Origin of the sequence: Solibacillus merdavium (assembly GCF_014836935.1) — a bacterium.
In the GTDB taxonomy this organism is placed as follows: domain Bacteria; phylum Bacillota; class Bacilli; order Bacillales_A; family Planococcaceae; genus Solibacillus; species Solibacillus ferritrahens.
Genome location: NZ_JACSPW010000004.1, coordinates 81,323 through 98,438 on the forward strand (window position 1 = coordinate 81,323; position 17,116 = coordinate 98,438).

Genomic DNA, 17,116 nt, shown 5'->3' on the forward strand with positions numbered 1-17,116 from the left:
ACAAATTTCACAATGAACCAGATTGCTGTGAAGTATTCTTATTATTTCCCTTCACGCTTTGCCCAATCCGCTAAAAATCCTTCAATTCCTTTGGCTGTTAATGGATGGTTAAACAGTTGCTGTAAAACTTTGTATGGTGTCGTTGCAATATGGGCACCTGCCAATGCAGCTTGCGTAATATGTTGTGGATGACGAATAGAAGCAGCAATTATTTCAGTATCAATCTCATGGATTGCAAACATTTCAGCAATTTCACGAATTAATTCAACACCGTCTTGACCAATATCATCTAAGCGTCCTAAAAATGGAGATACATATGATGCGCCAGCACGAGCGGCCATTAATGCTTGGTTTGCAGAGAAAATTAATGTCACATTTGTTTTAATCCCTTTTTCAGAGAAGTGTTTACATGCTTTTAAACCGTCTGGAGTCATCGGCAGTTTTACAGTGATATTTGGATGAATCGCTGCTAATTCTTCCCCTTCACGAATCATTCCTTCAGCGTCTAAAGAGATAACCTCACCAGACACCGATCCGTTTACTAATTCCGCGATTTCACGTAAGCGATCGTGGAAATTTACACCTGATTCTTTTGCTACTAATGATGGGTTCGTTGTTACACCTGAAAGAATCCCCCAAGAGTATGCTTCTTTAATCTCGTCAAAGTTTGCTGTATCAATAAAAAATTTCATTATATGTCCTCCGATTTATGTGTACTTAGAAAAACACATCCCGCCCAATTGTGAACGAGATGCTTGAAGTTGAAAACAAGTGTTCACAAAGAAAAGTGCGCTACTATTGCCCATTTCTTTTGTGGAATCATTTATTTGTTAAGCTTTCCCCGCGCTACCGAATTCACGCATTTTTCCGATTACTGTTGCTTTAATCGCTTCACGAGCCGGGCCTAAATATTTGCGTGGGTCATATGTTTTCTTGTCGCCATCCAAAAATTCACGGATTACTTTAGTCGCCGCGATTTGATTTTCTGTATTTACGTTAATTTTAGCTGTACCTAAAGAGATAGAACGTTGAATATCCTTTGTTGGAATTCCAGTACCACCATGTAAAACTAAAGGTACATCCGTCAGTGTAGAAATTTCTTCCATTTCAGTGAAACCTAAGTTTGGTTCCCCTTTATAAGGACCGTGAACTGAACCTAGTGCAGGTGCCAGGCAATCAATTCCTGTAGCTTCCACTAAAGCTTTACACTCTTGTGGATTTGCATACATAATACCACCGATAACACCATCTTCTTCTCCACCTACAGTACCCAATTCAGCCTCTACAGAAACACCTTTTGCATGTGCATATTCAACAACTGTTTTTGTCGTTTCTACATTTTCTTCGTATGGATGATGGGAAGCGTCAATCATAACAGAAGTAAAGCCAGCATCGATTGCTTCTTTACATTTATCGAAGCTCGAACCATGGTCTAAATGAATGGCAACTGGAACTGTTGTTTTATAGCTTTCCATTAAGCCCTCAACCATTTTTACAACAGCGATGAATCCGCCCATATATTTACCGGCACCTTCAGAAACACCTAAAATAACCGGTGATTTTTCTTCTTCTGCTGCCTGTAGAATAGCTTGTGTCCACTCTAAGTTGTTAATATTGAACTGACCAACTGCATAATTTTCTGCTTTTGCTTTAATTAACATTTCTTTCATTGAAACTAACGGCATTATTAAAATCCTCCTCGAAGATACATAAATAGTTTGCTACTAGAAAAACGTAGTTTGTGCATTATGCTTTTTTTAAGTAATTTTTCTATTGTCAATTCTATGCAAGTTCACATGAATTGATAAAAACATTCAGATTAATCATAACAAAAACAGACAGTATGCGCTACTGCCTGCTCACGGGTTCATTTATATTTTTTCGTGAATCTTTAATATTTTTTTTACTTCATCACGTATTTCAAATATATTGAATGGCTTAGAAAAGTACTTTGTCACACCTAGTTCTGTTGCGGTATCAATCATATGTTGTTCAACGTACGCTGTCATCATTATAACCGGTAAGTAGGAATTTTTGCTTTTTAGACGAGCTAATATTTCCAATCCATCCATTCCAGGGATTTTCATATCCAACAAAACGCAATCTACTGCATTTTCCTCTGCTATTTTTAATGCATCATAACCGTTTGCAGCCAAATGTGTTATAAATCCTTCTTTTTTAAATAATTCATTTAACAGTAACCTTATTCCTCTTTGATCATCTACGATTAATATTTCCCTCATAGTCATTCCCCATTTACGATATTGATTTTATATTACTAAATTCAATTTTTATCTTTTTTTTCCTTCTTTTACAATAAGTATATACGATTTTGCTTTTTCTTGAGCACAATTTTATAATAGCTTTGAGGTGAAATTATGTCTAAAATTTTAACTACTCAATTAACAGGGCTATTTCAGCGCATTCAACAGTCCGAAGAAGAGCCTATTGAGGAAACAGCCCGTTTATTGGCACAGGCAGCTATCGGGCAAGGAACTATTTACTTTGCTGCTTTTGGTGAAATGGAAGCTGTCACAATCCATGCAGAGCTTGGTGCCAGTCCTTTTGCAAAATTTGCTCGTTATACGGATGAGGTTGAGCTGTTGCCTGCTGATCGTCTCATTATTTTTACGCAGCACGCTACGGATGAACAAGCGTTAAAGCTCGCGCAAAAACTGCATGATAACTTTATTCCCTTTGCAGCTGTGGCAAGTGAGGTTGCTGAGACTGGCAATCTTTTAAGCGAGCTTGCATATACTTATATTTCATTAAAAGTACGTGGTGGAATTTTACCCCATCCAACCAATCTTGGTGAGCGAATCGTATTCCCTCATTTAATGGCTGCTTTATATATTTATGAGGCGATTAAAATGGAATTTGATGAAATGCTGGTCGATGATGACGAAGATGAAGAAGAGGAATCTATTTCTCCTTTTGCTTAACTAATAAACGATTCTTATTACGTTTCACTACGTATAGGGATCGTTTTTTACTTTTAAAAAAAGCGTGCCCCATTTAAATAGGACACGCTTCTGAACTGTTATTTTCGGTTATTAAACGCTGCTCCAACAAACTCACGGAATAATGGCTGTGGACGTTGTGGACGAGAAATTAATTCTGGGTGGAATTGACCAGCCACAAAGAATTTTTTCTCTGGTAATTCAATGATTTCTACTAACTTGTTATCAGGTGATACGCCTGAGAATACCATACCTTCCGCTTCCATTGCTTCACGGAATTCATTGTTAAACTCGTAGCGGTGACGGTGACGTTCATACACCAACTCTTCACCGTTGTAGGCCGTGCGTGCACGTGATCCTTCTTTTAATTTACATGGATATAGTCCAAGACGTAATGTACCGCCTAAATCTGTATCCTCAGATTGATCTGGCAGGAAATCAATAATCGGGTACTTCGTAGTTTTATCCAATTCAGTTGAATGTGCACCATCTAAGCCCATTACATTACGCGCAAATTCTACAGTAGCCATCTGCATTCCTAAACAAATACCGAAGAATGGGATGTCATTTTCACGAGCATAACGAATAGATTCGATCTTTCCTTCAACACCGCGGTCACCGAAACCACCTGGCACTAAAATGCCGTCCGCTTGTCCCAGTAATTGCTCCACGTTTTCAGCTGTAATATGTTCAGCATTGATCCAGTCAATTTCGATATCTGAATTGTAAACATAACCTGCATGCTTTAATGCTTCTACTACTGAAATATACGCATCTTGAAGCTCTACATATTTACCAACTAAAGCGATACGTGTTTTATGCTCCAGGTTTTTCACTAAATGTACAAGGTCTTTCCAATCTTCCATATTTGCCTGTGGTGCGCTAATGCGGAAGTGGTCAAGAACGATTTGGTCGAATCCTTGTGCATGTAAGTTTAGTGGCACTTCATATAAATGTTCAGCATCACGGGATTCGATAATATCAGAAGATTGCACGTCACAGAATAGCGCGATTTTCTCTTTCATATCCTGAGGTACCGGCTGTTCAGTACGTAAAACGATAATGTTTGGCTGAATACCTAATGAACGTAACTCTTTTACAGAGTGCTGCGTTGGTTTTGTTTTCATTTCTCCTGCAGCCGCGATGTAAGGCATTAATGTACAGTGGATATACATAACATTTTCATGACCTAGGTCACGACGCATTTGACGAATGGCTTCTAGGAAAGAAAGAGATTCGAAGTCACCTACTGTACCACCAATTTCCGTAATTACGACATCCGCTGAAGTTTCACGGCCTGCACGTTGAATACGGTCTTTAATTTCATTTGTTACGTGAGGAATTACTTGAACTGTACCACCGTTGTAATCACCACGGCGCTCTTTATTCAATACAGACTGATACACTTTACCAGAAGTTACTGTTGAGTGTTTCCCAAGATTAATATCAATAAAACGCTCATAGTGTCCTAAGTCTAAATCTGCCTCTGCGCCATCATCAGTAACGAAAACTTCACCGTGCTGGTAAGGGCTCATTGTACCTGGATCAATGTTTAAATACGGATCAAATTTTTGAATTGTTACTTCCAAACCGCGGTTTTTTAATAAACGTCCTAAAGAAGCGGCTACGATCCCTTTACCAAGAGAGGATACTACTCCACCTGTTACAAATATATACTTTGTCATATAATAATTTCCTCCTTCTTTCTAAAACAAATTAGAAAAACACCCTGTTACTTGCTAGAAGTAAGTGAATGTTTTTCTAATATACACATGAAAAAATAAAAAACGCTCCTCCTGCATCAGTTTGCAGGGGGAGCGTATTACTTATACGGTCAATCTCCTTTTTAAAGGAGCCCAAGTAAAAGATTATACGTAACTGAAAAAGAAGTCAAGTACTTTCAATTTTCCAATTGAAACACTAATTATTTTAAATCTTCTTCATCTTCCAGTTCTTCATCCAATTCATCTTCGTCGTCATCTTCGATAATAAATGTATCATCTTCATCGATAAGCTCTTCATCAATGTCCGGATCAATTTCTTCGATGTCTTCTTCTACAAAGTCGATTTCATCTTCTACTTCATCTTCGTCGTCTTCTTCATCTACGAATTCATCATAATCTTCCTCGAATAATACATCCTCTTCTTCAAGGTCAAGTACTTCTTCATCTTCGTCATCCGCGACTTTTGCTTTCTTTTTACGCGTCTTAATAGTCGGTGCAGTTTCTTCCTCGATTGTTTCTACTTTATACCATTCACGTAATCCCCAACCATTTTCCTGGTTTAATAAGAAACGCCCTTCTACATTTAAGTCAGTATAAAATTGCACTAAACGAGATTTTAAGTCTGCATCGGAAATACCATTTAATTGTTGGATTCCTTTTAATAATTCATTTAAAGGCATTGCTTGTTTTTTTTCTTCTAGTAGTGCGTATGCTAAGTCGATTAATGACTCTTCTGCTAATTGTTCATCTGTCAAACCACGAAAGTTCAAATCGTGCACGTCCTTTCTTATCTTACATATCTATTTATCCAGGCACTATGTTCATTCAACCATACTCAAACATTGGCCGAATGAAGATAAGCATAATACCCATTATATACAAACATGCCATCACTATGCTAGTTTCATTTCTTGTTTTTTAAATTTGTTGCTTTTTTATATGCTACATAAAATAAAATGAATGATAATATCAGTAAAGGAATTGCAGCTAATTGCTGGTTGTATAAAAAGAAGGTTGCGATAAGGCATGCTAATATTAAAATGTAATGTAAATATTGCTGCACCATGCCGCACCTTCTTCCTTTAAAATATCATGTGTTTACTAGTATAACGAAATTTACTGTCCCCGTGGTATGACAAATTAATTTATTTGCAATTTTTGCAAAATATTAGTGATTTTTTGCTTTTTTCTATTACATATTGCGTCGGTATTGCCCTCCTACTTCATAGAGAGCTTGTGTAATTTGCCCTAAGCTTGCTACTTTTACTGTTTCCATAAGCTCTTCGAAAATATTGCCACCCGTTTTTGCGACTTCCTTTAATTTACTAAGTGCTTCAGCACAAATATGAGTATTCGCACCTTTAAAGCTTTCTAAGTTAGCAATTTGTAAATCCTTTTCCTCTTTTGAGGCACGTGCAATCTCCATATTATTGATTGTATCCTCAGAAGGCGGATTTGGATTTAGGTACGTATTCACCCCAATAATCGGCAGTTGTCCTGAATGCTTTAAATGCTCGTAGTACATGGATTCTTCCTGAATTTTTCCGCGCTGATACTGCGTTTCCATCGCACCAAGAACACCACCTCGATCATTCATGCGATCAAACTCCTCCAGCACCGCATGCTCCACCAATTGTGTAAGCTCTTCAATAACGAAAGCGCCTTGTAAAGGGTTCTCATTTTTAGATAGACCATGCTCTTTTGTAATAATCATTTGAATCGCCATTGCACGACGTACCGATTCTTCTGTAGGAGTAGTTATTGCCTCATCGTATGCATTCGTATGCAATGAATTACAATTATCTTGTAAAGCCATTAATGCCTGTAATGTTGTACGAATATCATTGAAATCGATTTCTTGTGCGTGTAGGCTACGACCGGATGTTTGGATATGATACTTCAGTTTTTGTGAGCGTTCATTTGCACCATACTTTTCACGCATAACGACTGCCCAGATTCGACGTGCTACACGACCAATTACAGTATATTCAGGATCCAGTCCATTCGAGAAGAAAAAGCTTAAGTTAGGTGCGAAATCGTCAATATGCATACCACGACTTAAATAATATTCTACATACGTAAAGCCATTTGCAAGTGTAAATGCTAGTTGCGAAATTGGATTTGCCCCTGCTTCAGCAATATGATAACCCGAAATTGAAACCGAATAGTAGTTGCGGACTTTATGATCGATGAAATATTGTTGAATATCACCCATCATCCGTAAAGCAAATTCTGTTGAGAAAATACACGTGTTTTGCCCTTGATCTTCTTTTAATATATCCGCCTGTACCGTACCACGTACAACTTGTAACGTTTGTTCTCTTGTTTGTGTAAATTCTTCCATAGTCAATGTACGACCAAGCTCTTGTTCGCGCTTACGTACTTGTTGATCTATTGCTGTATTCATAAACATTGCCAAAATAATCGGTGCAGGTCCATTAATTGTCATCGAAACAGAAGTTGAAGGTGCACATAAGTCAAATCCTGCATATAGCTTCTTCATATCTTCAAGTGTACATATGCTTACTCCTGATTCGCCAACTTTCCCGTAAATATCCGGACGTGTATGAGGGTCCTCCCCATATAGAGTTACTGAGTCAAATGCAGTTGATAGGCGCTTTGCATCATCATCCTTCGATAAATAATGGAACCGTTTATTTGTACGTTCTGGTGTCCCTTCGCCAGCAAATTGACGTTTCGGATCTTCTCCTTCTCGTTTGAATGGAAACACCCCTGCTGTATACGGGAATTCCCCTGGTACATTTTCTTTATAAACCCAGCGTAAAATTTCACCGTAATCTTTAAAGCCCGGCAATGCTACTTTTGGAATTTTCAAGCCGGCCAAAGACTCTGTTCGTAAAATGGTTTTAATTTCTTTATCGCGTACTTTCGTAATTAACTCATCACCTGCATATGCTTCTTTTAATGCTTGCCAATTTTTTAGAATACGCTTTGATTCTGCTGTCAGTTCATTTTGTACCCCTTCCAATAAAGAATCAATCGACAAAATTAATGCTGTTTCATTTTCATTTAGCAACGCTTTTGTTCCTTCAAGCTGATACCATTTCGTTGCGAGGTTTGTCTGTTGCTCTGCATGCTTATGATAGTTGCGCACTGTTTCCGAAATTTCGCGTAAGTAGTAGCGGCGATCATTTGGAATAACGATATTTTGCTTTTGTGTTTTCACAAATTGCTCATAAGAAGTTTCCCAATTGTAGCCGAACTTTTCATTGATTTTTGAAACGAGTGCTGCAAACAATGAGTTCGTTCCTAAATCGTTAAACTGTGAGGCAATCGTCCCGAATACCGGCATTTGCTCAATCGGCTCTTCCCATAGCTCACGTGAACGTTGGAATTGTTTTTGGACTTGGCGCAATGCATCCTCTGAGCCTTTTCGCTCGAATTTATTGATCGCAATTAAATCCGCATAGTCAATCATGTCGATTTTTTCTAGCTGTGTTGGAGCACCAAATTCACTTGTCATTACATACATCGAAAGATCTGTGTATTTTGTGATCTCTGCGTCCCCTTGCCCAATGCCACTTGTTTCTACAAGAATTAAGTCAAATCCTGCTGCACGCACAACATCGAGTACATCGCCAATTGAGCTTGATAATTCTGTATGTGAGCCACGTGTTGCCAAACTACGCATATAAACGCGATTATTAAAGATGGCATTCATGCGAATACGGTCACCAAGCAATGCACCACCTGTTTTTTGTTTTGTTGGATCGACTGATATAATAGCCAGCTTTTTATCTGGAAACTCTTGCAGGAAACGTCGAATTAGTTCATCTGTTAACGAAGATTTCCCAGCTCCGCCAGTACCGGTAATCCCAATAACCGGTGTATTTAAATCCTTGCTGCGCACAAGCTGCAGCATTGACTCAATCTCCGCTCCATCACCATTTTCAGCAGCTGTAATTAAATTAGCCAAAATTTCTGGTGTATTTGTCGACAGCTTTTCTAAAAGTTCTTTATAATTTCCCTTTAATGTAGAAAAGTCCGCGCCTTGCAACTTTTTATTAATCATTCCTTGTAAGCCTAATTGACGGCCATCCTCCGGTGAGAAAATACCAGCAATTCCGTACTCATGAAGCTCTTTGATTTCACGCGGTAAAATAACTCCCCCACCACCGCCAAAAATCTTAATATGTGGTGCACCTTTTTCGCGCAGTAGGTCATACATATATTTAAAATATTCCATATGCCCGCCTTGGTATGATGAGATCGCTATCCCTTGTGCATCTTCCTGTATCGCAGCGTTAACAACTTCCTCTACTGAACGGTTGTGACCTAAGTGAATTACTTCCGCACCACTAGATTGTAATATTCGTCGCATAATATTAATCGAAGCATCATGACCATCAAAAAGACTAGATGCTGTAACGAAGCGAATATAATTTTTTGGTTTGTATACTTCAATTTTCCCCATTTTATTACCCCTTTGTTATAGTGAAATAGTGAAAAAACACCATACAAAGCAAACTCCCTAAAATAGTTGCTCTACATGGCGTTTTTTCCTTTCTTATTTTTCAAACTGCATAATGCCTTGTAAAAACATTGTTGTTTGCAATTTAATATATTCCTCAATTGTATAGCGTTTTTGCAATGCCCATTTACGGAATGCCCAACTTTGCCCCTGAACGACAATTTGATGCGCTGCCAAATAGATGGCAGCGTTTGATAACGATAAATTACCAGAGTCGACACAATCTTTTAGTATACGCTCAAAAATCGCGACCATTTCCATCTCCTTGTCGAGAATATAATGCATTGCTTCTTTCGGCAGTGACTTCGTTTCCTGGTACATAATCGTAAACTCTTCAGGCATTTTATCAATGAGCAAATAATATTGACGGATTGCTTTTTCCAAACTTGCCACCGAACCTATTTCAGAGGGAAATTCCAATAAGCATTCTGTCACTTCATTGAAGATATTGTCACATACTAAAAATAAAACATCTTCCTTAGTGCGAATATATTCATACAATGTCCCAATTGAAAATCCGGCAGCCTTTGCAAGTTCTCGTGTTGTTGCACGGTGGAAGCCTTTTTCCTTAAAGAGCTTCACACCTGCATCAATAATTTGCTGGCGCCGCTCTATAATTTTATTTTCATCCTTTATTGACGATCGGACATGCAGCTTATCATTATTCGCCATAAATTATTTCGTAATCATACGCGAAATTACGAGGCGTTGAATCTCTTGTGTGCCCTCATAAATTTGCGTAATTTTCGCATCACGCATATAGCGCTCTACCGGATAGTCTTTTGTATAGCCGTAGCCACCGAAAACCTGTACAGCTTCTGTCGTTACCTTCATCGCTGTATCTCCGGCAAGTAGTTTGGCCATTGCAGATGCTTTTCCGTATGGTAAATCATTTGATTCTAACCATGCTGCTTGGTACGTCAATAAACGTGAAGCTTCGATTTCTGTTGCCATATCCGCAAGTTTAAACGAGATACCTTGGTTTGCTGTAATTGGTTTTCCGAATTGGACACGCTCTTTTGCATAGTCAACCGCTGCATCCAATGCACCCTGGGCAATTCCTACTGCCTGTGCAGCAATTCCGTTACGTCCCCCATCAAGTGTTTTCATGGCAATTTTAAAGCCTTCACCTTCTTCACCTAAAACATTTGCTTTTGGCACACGGCAATTATCGAAAATAATTTCCGTTGTTGGAGATGAACGAATTCCTAGTTTTCTCTCCTTTTTCCCTACAGAAAACCCTGGGTAATCCGCTTCAACGATAAAGGCAGTTGTACCGTTTTTCGCCTCTGGATCTGTTACTGCAAACACAACATAAATATCTGCAATGCCACCATTTGTAATAAAGATTTTTGAGCCATTTAAAATGTAGTCATCGCCGTCTTTTACCGCGTATGTCTTCATCCCGCCAGCATCTGAACCTGATGCTGGCTCTGTTAAGCCGTAAGCACCTATTTTTTTACCTTCTGCCATTGGACGTAAATACTTTTGCTTTTGCTCTTCATTGCCGAATTTGAAAATCGGCCAGCCTGCTAGTGATGTATGCGCCGATAATGTTACCCCTGTTGAGGCACATACTCGTGACAGTTCCTCTACTGCGATACAGTACGCTAAATAATCAAAGCCTGCACCACCGTATTCTTCCGGCCATGGAATCCCCGTTAAGCCTAGCTCTGCCATTTTGTCGAAAATGCCGCGGTCAAATTCCTCATGTTCATCACGGTGCTCAGCTGTTGGTGCCACTTCATTAATTGCAAAGTCGCGAATCATTTCGCGTAATTGTTGGTGTTCTTCTGATAATTGAAAGTTCATTTCCCCATATCCCCTTTAAATTAGATTAACTGTTGATTTCCGTTACGGTTACGCTTTCCGCGGACAACAACTAGAGATAAACTAGTTTGTCTCTAGTTCTTTGCACCAAGGATGGTGGCAACTTATTGCTACCACCGCAGAAGCAACCTTACTACTTATCAAAAATATCTACCCAATCACATGCTTACTAATAACGATGCGTTGGATTTCGCTTGTGCCTTCATAAATTTGTGTTACTTTTGCGTCGCGGAAATAGCGTTCTACTGGGTATTCTTCTGTATAGCCATAGCCACCAAAAATCTGTACCGCTTCGATTGCTGTATCCATTGCTGTTTGAGAAGCGAATAATTTTGCCATTGACGCTTCCTTTCCGCATGATAACCCTTCACTTCGTAAGTTTGCAGCCCGGTAAACGAGTAGCTTTGCCGCTTCAACTGCTGTGGCCATATCAGCAAGCTTAAAGCCGACTCCTTGCTGCTGGGCTATCGGTTTTCCAAATTGAATGCGCTCTTTTGCATAATTTGTCGCAGCTTCCAACGCAGCTTCGGCAATGCCTAAGCTTTGGGCTGCAATGCCGATTCGACCTACATCTAAATTGGCCATTGCGATTTTAAAGCCTTCCCCTTCCTGCCCGAGAAGATTTTGTGCAGGAATACGCATGTTTTCAAATGTTAGCTGTACTGTACGGGAGCCATGCAGTCCCATTTTGCGTTCATCTTTGCCGATAATTAGGCCCGGTGTATTCTTTTCTACAATAAATGCCGAAATCCCGCGTGATCCCGCTTCAGGATTTGTAGAAGCAAATACGATATAGACATCTGCTTCCCCGCCATTAGTAATGAATACTTTTGCACCATCCAAAACATAATGCTCTCCATCTCGAACTGCCCGTGTTTTTAAAGACCCTGCATCACTTCCTGCACTTGGTTCCGTTAAACAAAAGGCTCCGATATATTCACCACTTGCAAGCTTCGGTACATACTGTTTCTTTTGTTCATCATTGCCGAAATACAAAATCGGATTTGTGCCAACAGATGTATGGACTGATAAAATAACACCCATCACTGCACTTACTTTCGATAGCTCATGGATAGCAATAATATAAGATGTGAAATCCATTTCCGCCCCGCCGTATTCAGCAGGTGCTGTAATGCCCATCAGTCCTAGCTCCCCCATTTTCGTTAGTAAATGCCTGGGGAATTCGCCCGCTTCCATTTGCTCGATAAATGGCTCGATTTCAGTTTTGGCAAAATCACGTACCATGTTACGCATCATTATCTGCTCATCAGTAAATTGTAGATTCATAGGAGTCCCTCAGCTTTCGTATATGTAGAAACCTCGGCCGCTCTTTTTGCCTAACCAGCCGGCTGCCACATATTTGCGTAATAATGGACAAGGGCGATACTTACTATCACCAAGTCCCTCATGTAAAATTTCCATAATCGATAAGCATGTATCCAGCCCGATAAAATCAGCTAATGTGAGTGGACCCATCGGATGATTCATCCCCATCTTCATCACATCATCAATCGCTTCTTTCGTTGCTACCCCTTCATACAATGCGTAAATCGCTTCATTGATCATTGGTAGTAAAATACGATTCGAAATAAAGCCTGGGAAGTCATTTACTTCTACACCTGTTTTACCAAGCTGCTTTGTCATATCAGCAACCGTTTCATATACTGCATCTGTTGTTGCAAGACCGCGAATAATTTCCACAAGCTTCATGACAGGTACAGGATTCATAAAGTGCATGCCAATAACTTGTTCCGGACGCTTAGTCACTGCCGCAATTTCTGTAATTGGCAAACTTGATGTATTCGTTGCTAAAATCGCATGCTTAGGTGCAATTTCATCAAGCTGTTTAAAAATTGATTGTTTAATATCCATATTTTCAACGGCCGCTTCAATAATAATGTCTGCGTTTTTTGCATCCTTAATGGCCACAGATTTTGTAATTCGTGCTAATATAGCTGATTTTTCTTCTTCTGTTTTCCGACCTTTTTCTACATCACGTGTCAGGTTTTTCGTAATGGTATTTAGACCTCGTTCGAAAAACTCATCCTTCATATCATTTAAAATGACTTCATAGCCTGCTTGTGCACAAACTTGTGCGATCCCGGAACCCATTTGCCCTGCACCGATGACCATAACTTTTTGAATCGTCATTTATTTCATCCCCTTAGTTTGTTACTTCAATTAATACCGCGTCACCTTGGCCACCGCCTGAACAAATTGCCGCAATCCCTAAACCACCGCCACGACGTTTCAATTCGTAAGCGAGTGTTAAAATGATACGGGTACCACTTGCTCCAATTGGATGACCCAATGCAACTGCTCCACCATTGACGTTCACTTTATTCTCATCTAACCCGCTAATTTGATTGCTAACTAGCGCAACTGCCGCGAATGCTTCATTAATTTCGATTAAATCAATGTCCGCCAATGTTTTACCGGACTTTTCAAGTAATTGATTAATGACAAGTCCTGGTGTTTGAGGGAAATCTTCCGGTGCTACTCCCACTTCTGCATGTGCCAGGATTGTTGCAAGTGGCTGACGGTTTTCTTGTTGTGCTTTTTCTTCACTCATAAGTACTAATGCACATGCCCCGTCATTTACACCCGGTGCATTCCCCGCTGTAATAGATCCATCGCTGCTAAATGCCGACTTTAATTTTGCAAGCGTTTCCATTGTTGTCCCTAAGCGCGGTGCTTCATCTGTTTCTATGCGAAGCGGCTCACCTTTTCTTTGTGGAATTTCTACGCCTACAATTTCCTCAGCAAATTTACCTGATTCAATCGCTCCAAGTGCTTTTTCGTGGCTACGTGCTGCCCATGCATCCTGCTGTTCACGGGAAACCTCAAACTTACTTGCTGTTTCATTACCGTAAATGCCCATATGCACTTGTTTTGGATGAAATGCACATGACAGACCATCATAAATCATGCCATCTACTAAACTTGCATCTCCCATACGCAAGCCAAATCTCCCTTTTGGCATATAGTACGGTGCGTTTGACATCGATTCCATTCCGCCAGCCACGATCACCTCTTCATCCCCTAATCGAATGAGTTGATCGGCAAGTGTTACACTGCGCATTCCTGATGCACAGACTTTATTAATTGTTTCTGTTTTTACATTCCATGGAATCCCGGCTTTGTTTGCAGCTTGTCGTGAAGGGATTTGCCCTTGCCCTGCTTGTAACACCGTTCCAATAATTACTTCGTCTACTGCATCTGTTGCTACATTCGCTTTTGCCAATGCCTCTTTAATCACAATTCCACCTAAATCACTTGCTGTTAATGAACTTAATGCACCACCAAATTTACCAAATGGCGTCCGTGCTCCGTCTAAAATGACTGTTCTCGACAATACATACACCCCTTTGTTTGAATCTGCTAATCTTGCAAAATCCGAAATAGATTTTGCCTTTTTCACCAACTTCAAGTAACCCCTTTACTTAATGGTAAAAAGAACAATTTTGCTGCTTTCCCTCTGTGTAAATCATTTCTTGGTTTATTTGACTGAACGCTCGCTCAATCAATATTTAGAAAAAAATGAGAGTAATAGCTACTCCCATTTCTTCACTTAATTTCATTGTATTAAATAGTTTTCTAAACTGCAACAATTATTCAAATATACTGAATTTAAATATTCTTCTCTTTAATTCTTATTTTCTTTATCCTGTTCATCATTTTCCTCAGAAGGACTCTGTGCTAAATCTTCATCCGTTGCGACTTGTTGCTCTTCAATAATCGATGATTGTTCTACAGGAGGTGCTTCTTTTTCAACTTCTGCAGGTTCTGTCTGCTGCACATTTTCGTTAGTCTGTTCTCCAGAAACTTCCACTGGTTCTAAAATCGTTTCTTCTTCGATTTCTTCTACCTGCTCTTTTTGTACTTGAACTTTTTGCGGTGTACCGAATACTGCTCGCTCTAAAATTTCCGCAATATCAAATGTTCCCACTGTTTCTTCCACTTCTTTTGCTTTCGTACCATCTGAAAGCATTGTTAAACAGTACGGACATCCTGAGGAAATAACAGAAGCCTGTGTTGCCAGAGCCTGCTCTGTACGTGCTACGTTAATACGGTTTCCGACATGCTCTTCCATCCACATTAAGCCACCACCGGCACCACAACACATACCATCCTGACGATTACGTGTCATTTCTACCAGCTTAACACCTGCTATACCTTTTAGAATTTCACGTGGTGGATCATATACATCATTGTAGCGACCTAAATAACATGAATCATGGAATACAATCGTTTCATCCACACGGTAGTCCATCGTTAAACGACCTTCTTGGATTAAATCGTATAAAAGCTCTGTATGGTGAAGTACTTCACCTTTCCAACCGAAATCCTGATATTCATTTTTAAAAATATTGTATGCGTGCGGGTCAATTGTAACAATTTTCGTCACACCATTTTTTTCAAATTCATCAATATTTGCAGTTGCCAGCTCTTGGAACAGGAATTCATTTCCTAAACGGCGTGGTGTATCACCAGAGTTCTTTTCCTTATTACCTAAAATAGCGAACTTAACGCCGGCCTTATTCATTAATTTAGCGAATGCTAATGCAATTTTTTGTGAGCGGTTGTCAAATGAACCCATCGAACCTACCCAGAATAAATATTCCATTTCTTCGCCTGATTTTTTTAGCTCTTTAACTGTTGGAACATAAACAGATTCGTCCAGCTCTCTCCAGTTTTCTTTCTCTTTACGGTTTAATCCCCATGGATTACCTTGGCGTTCGATATTAGTCATCGCACGCTGTGCATCCGGGTTTACTTTACCTTCTGTCATTGTTAAATAACGGCGTAAATCAATAATTTTATCCACATGCTCATTCATTACCGGACATTGATCTTCACAGTTACGGCATGTTGTACAAGCCCAAATTTCCTCTTCTGTAATAACATCACCAATTAATGATGGACTATAAATATCTTCAATTACCGCACCTTCAGCACCAGCTGCCATTGCTAATTGGTTCCCTTGTGTATTGTTGAAGAAAGAAAATGGTACCCAAGGCTTTTTCTTTAGTTCAACAGCCCCTGTAAATGTTAAGTGATCACGCAATTTTACAAGTAAATCCATTGGCGACAGCATTTTTCCTGTACCTGTTGCCGGACACATATTCGTACAGCGGCCACATTCAACACAGGAATATAAATCGAGCATTTGCTTCTGCGTGAAATCATGAATTTTACCAACACCGAGCGGCGGCATACTTTCCTCGTCTTCCGCTTCTTCCAAAGCTGCAAAATCGATTGGACGTAATGTACCCATACGGTCTTGACGATTGAAATAAACATTTAAAATCGACGTAATTAAATGGAAGTGCTTACCTTGTGGAATATAAACAAGGAATGCTAATAGCGCTAATAAATGCGCCCACCACATTACAAAGAACATTACGGCAGCAATTGTTGGGTTCATCCATTGGAATACCCATGCAATAGCTGAAGCAACAGGTTCAGAACCTGTTAAGCCATGATCATGCCAAATTAAATAAAAACCGTTACCAAATAGTGTGGCAAACATTAAAATTGCTAAAAACATGTATACTAAACCGTTTTTAAATCCTTGCTTTAAACGAGCAAGCTTTTCCATATAACGACGGTAAAATGCGACTGCAACTGCGATTAAAATCGTTAGTACGACAAGCTCCTGTGTAAATGTAAATACTGGGTATAAGCCGCCTAACGGCAAATGCGAACCCGGTGCCAACCCTTTCCAAATCAGGTCAATTGCTCCAAACTGAACCATTAAAAATCCGTAGAAAAACAGAACGTGTACAAGTCCCATCTTCTTGTCTTTCATTAATTTGGATTGACCGAATACTTTCTCGATAATATCTTCCATGCGCTCAGAAAATTTTTGATTAAACTCTTCTTTACGACCAAGCTGAATGTAGTCATAGCGTGTTTTCAATAAGTATGCAAATAACCCTAATGCATAAAGTAGCACAGCAATGAATGCAATCCAGTTAATAATTAAAAATGTATTCATACTTTTCCCCCCTGGAATACTAAGTTTCCGAACCCCTTTGTTCTTACAAACTATATTACCCTATTAATCTCTAACCTCATTGTAGTTATGAATGAGCATTCAGTCAACA

At 39.5% G+C, this 17,116-nt stretch carries 13 protein-coding genes; 1 reads left to right on the forward strand and 12 read right to left on the reverse strand.

Features of this window, described 5'->3' with window-relative positions; all coding sequences use genetic code 11:
- Positions 1–41: 41 nt before the first annotated feature.
- From fsa to H9632_RS06045, 3 genes are all read right to left on the reverse strand, one after another.
- Positions 42–692: a fructose-6-phosphate aldolase gene (gene fsa, locus H9632_RS06035; RefSeq protein ID WP_191700789.1), complete on the reverse strand. Its 651-nt coding sequence runs from the start codon at positions 690–692 to the stop codon at positions 42–44.
- A gap of 138 nt (positions 693–830) precedes the next feature.
- Positions 831–1,685, reverse strand: a complete 855-nt coding sequence (locus tag H9632_RS06040; RefSeq protein ID WP_191703222.1) for a class II fructose-bisphosphate aldolase — start codon at positions 1,683–1,685, stop codon at positions 831–833.
- Between the two features lie 186 nt (positions 1,686–1,871).
- The gene (locus H9632_RS06045) at positions 1,872–2,243 is read right to left on the reverse strand and encodes a response regulator (protein ID WP_318247678.1); all 372 of its coding nucleotides are present in this window, start codon (positions 2,241–2,243) and stop codon (positions 1,872–1,874) included.
- Between the two features lie 135 nt (positions 2,244–2,378).
- Between H9632_RS06045 and H9632_RS06050 the strand changes: the two genes are divergently transcribed.
- Positions 2,379–2,942, forward strand: coding sequence for a DUF2529 family protein (locus H9632_RS06050; protein WP_191703224.1), 564 nt, complete (start codon positions 2,379–2,381; stop codon positions 2,940–2,942).
- A gap of 98 nt (positions 2,943–3,040) precedes the next feature.
- Here the strand turns inward: H9632_RS06050 and H9632_RS06055 are convergent, their stop codons facing one another.
- The 9 genes from H9632_RS06055 to H9632_RS06095 all read right to left on the reverse strand — a co-directional run bounded on the left by H9632_RS06055 (position 3,041) and on the right by H9632_RS06095 (position 17,007).
- Positions 3,041–4,645: a CTP synthase gene (locus tag H9632_RS06055; protein ID WP_191703225.1), complete on the reverse strand. Its 1,605-nt coding sequence runs from the start codon at positions 4,643–4,645 to the stop codon at positions 3,041–3,043.
- Between the two features lie 239 nt (positions 4,646–4,884).
- Positions 4,885–5,463, reverse strand: coding sequence for a DNA-directed RNA polymerase subunit delta (gene rpoE, locus H9632_RS06060; RefSeq protein WP_191703226.1), 579 nt, complete (start codon positions 5,461–5,463; stop codon positions 4,885–4,887).
- Between the two features lie 413 nt (positions 5,464–5,876).
- A complete protein-coding gene (icmF, locus tag H9632_RS06065; protein WP_191703227.1) occupies positions 5,877–9,119 on the reverse strand; it encodes a fused isobutyryl-CoA mutase/GTPase IcmF in 3,243 nt (1,080 codons plus the stop codon).
- A gap of 93 nt (positions 9,120–9,212) precedes the next feature.
- On the reverse strand, positions 9,213–9,848 hold the full coding sequence (locus H9632_RS06070; protein ID WP_191703228.1) for a TetR/AcrR family transcriptional regulator: 636 nt from the start codon (positions 9,846–9,848) through the stop codon (positions 9,213–9,215).
- A 3-nt stretch (positions 9,849–9,851) separates the two neighbouring features.
- Positions 9,852–10,988: an acyl-CoA dehydrogenase gene (locus tag H9632_RS06075; protein ID WP_191703229.1), complete on the reverse strand. Its 1,137-nt coding sequence runs from the start codon at positions 10,986–10,988 to the stop codon at positions 9,852–9,854.
- A gap of 168 nt (positions 10,989–11,156) precedes the next feature.
- A complete protein-coding gene (locus H9632_RS06080) occupies positions 11,157–12,293 on the reverse strand; it encodes an acyl-CoA dehydrogenase (RefSeq protein ID WP_191703230.1) in 1,137 nt (378 codons plus the stop codon).
- A 9-nt stretch (positions 12,294–12,302) separates the two neighbouring features.
- Positions 12,303–13,157, reverse strand: coding sequence for a 3-hydroxybutyryl-CoA dehydrogenase (locus tag H9632_RS06085; RefSeq protein ID WP_191703231.1), 855 nt, complete (start codon positions 13,155–13,157; stop codon positions 12,303–12,305).
- A gap of 13 nt (positions 13,158–13,170) precedes the next feature.
- Positions 13,171–14,361 carry an acetyl-CoA C-acetyltransferase gene (locus H9632_RS06090; protein WP_191703338.1) on the reverse strand — a complete coding sequence of 397 codons (1,191 nt, stop codon included), beginning with the start codon at positions 14,359–14,361 and terminating at the stop codon, positions 13,171–13,173.
- 291 nt (positions 14,362–14,652) lie between these two features.
- A complete protein-coding gene (locus H9632_RS06095) occupies positions 14,653–17,007 on the reverse strand; it encodes a (Fe-S)-binding protein (RefSeq protein ID WP_191703232.1) in 2,355 nt (784 codons plus the stop codon).
- Between the last annotated feature and the right edge of the window lie 109 nt (positions 17,008–17,116).

Coding starts and splice junctions, on each gene's coding strand:
- H9632_RS06080 (WP_191703230.1), bottom strand. CDS start 12,293: ATGAATCTACAATTTACTGATGAGCAGATAATGATGCGTAACATGGTA.
- H9632_RS06095 (WP_191703232.1), bottom strand. CDS start 17,007: ATGAATACATTTTTAATTATTAACTGGATTGCATTCATTGCTGTGCTA.
- H9632_RS06085 (WP_191703231.1), bottom strand. CDS start 13,157: ATGACGATTCAAAAAGTTATGGTCATCGGTGCAGGGCAAATGGGTTCC.
- H9632_RS06040 (WP_191703222.1), bottom strand. CDS start 1,685: ATGCCGTTAGTTTCAATGAAAGAAATGTTAATTAAAGCAAAAGCAGAA.
- H9632_RS06075 (WP_191703229.1), bottom strand. CDS start 10,988: ATGAACTTTCAATTATCAGAAGAACACCAACAATTACGCGAAATGATT.
- H9632_RS06050 (WP_191703224.1), top strand. CDS start 2,379: ATGTCTAAAATTTTAACTACTCAATTAACAGGGCTATTTCAGCGCATT.
- icmF (WP_191703227.1), bottom strand. CDS start 9,119: ATGGGGAAAATTGAAGTATACAAACCAAAAAATTATATTCGCTTCGTT.
- H9632_RS06045 (WP_318247678.1), bottom strand. CDS start 2,243: ATGAGGGAAATATTAATCGTAGATGATCAAAGAGGAATAAGGTTACTG.
- H9632_RS06055 (WP_191703225.1), bottom strand. CDS start 4,645: ATGACAAAGTATATATTTGTAACAGGTGGAGTAGTATCCTCTCTTGGT.
- H9632_RS06070 (WP_191703228.1), bottom strand. CDS start 9,848: ATGGCGAATAATGATAAGCTGCATGTCCGATCGTCAATAAAGGATGAA.
- fsa (WP_191700789.1), bottom strand. CDS start 692: ATGAAATTTTTTATTGATACAGCAAACTTTGACGAGATTAAAGAAGCA.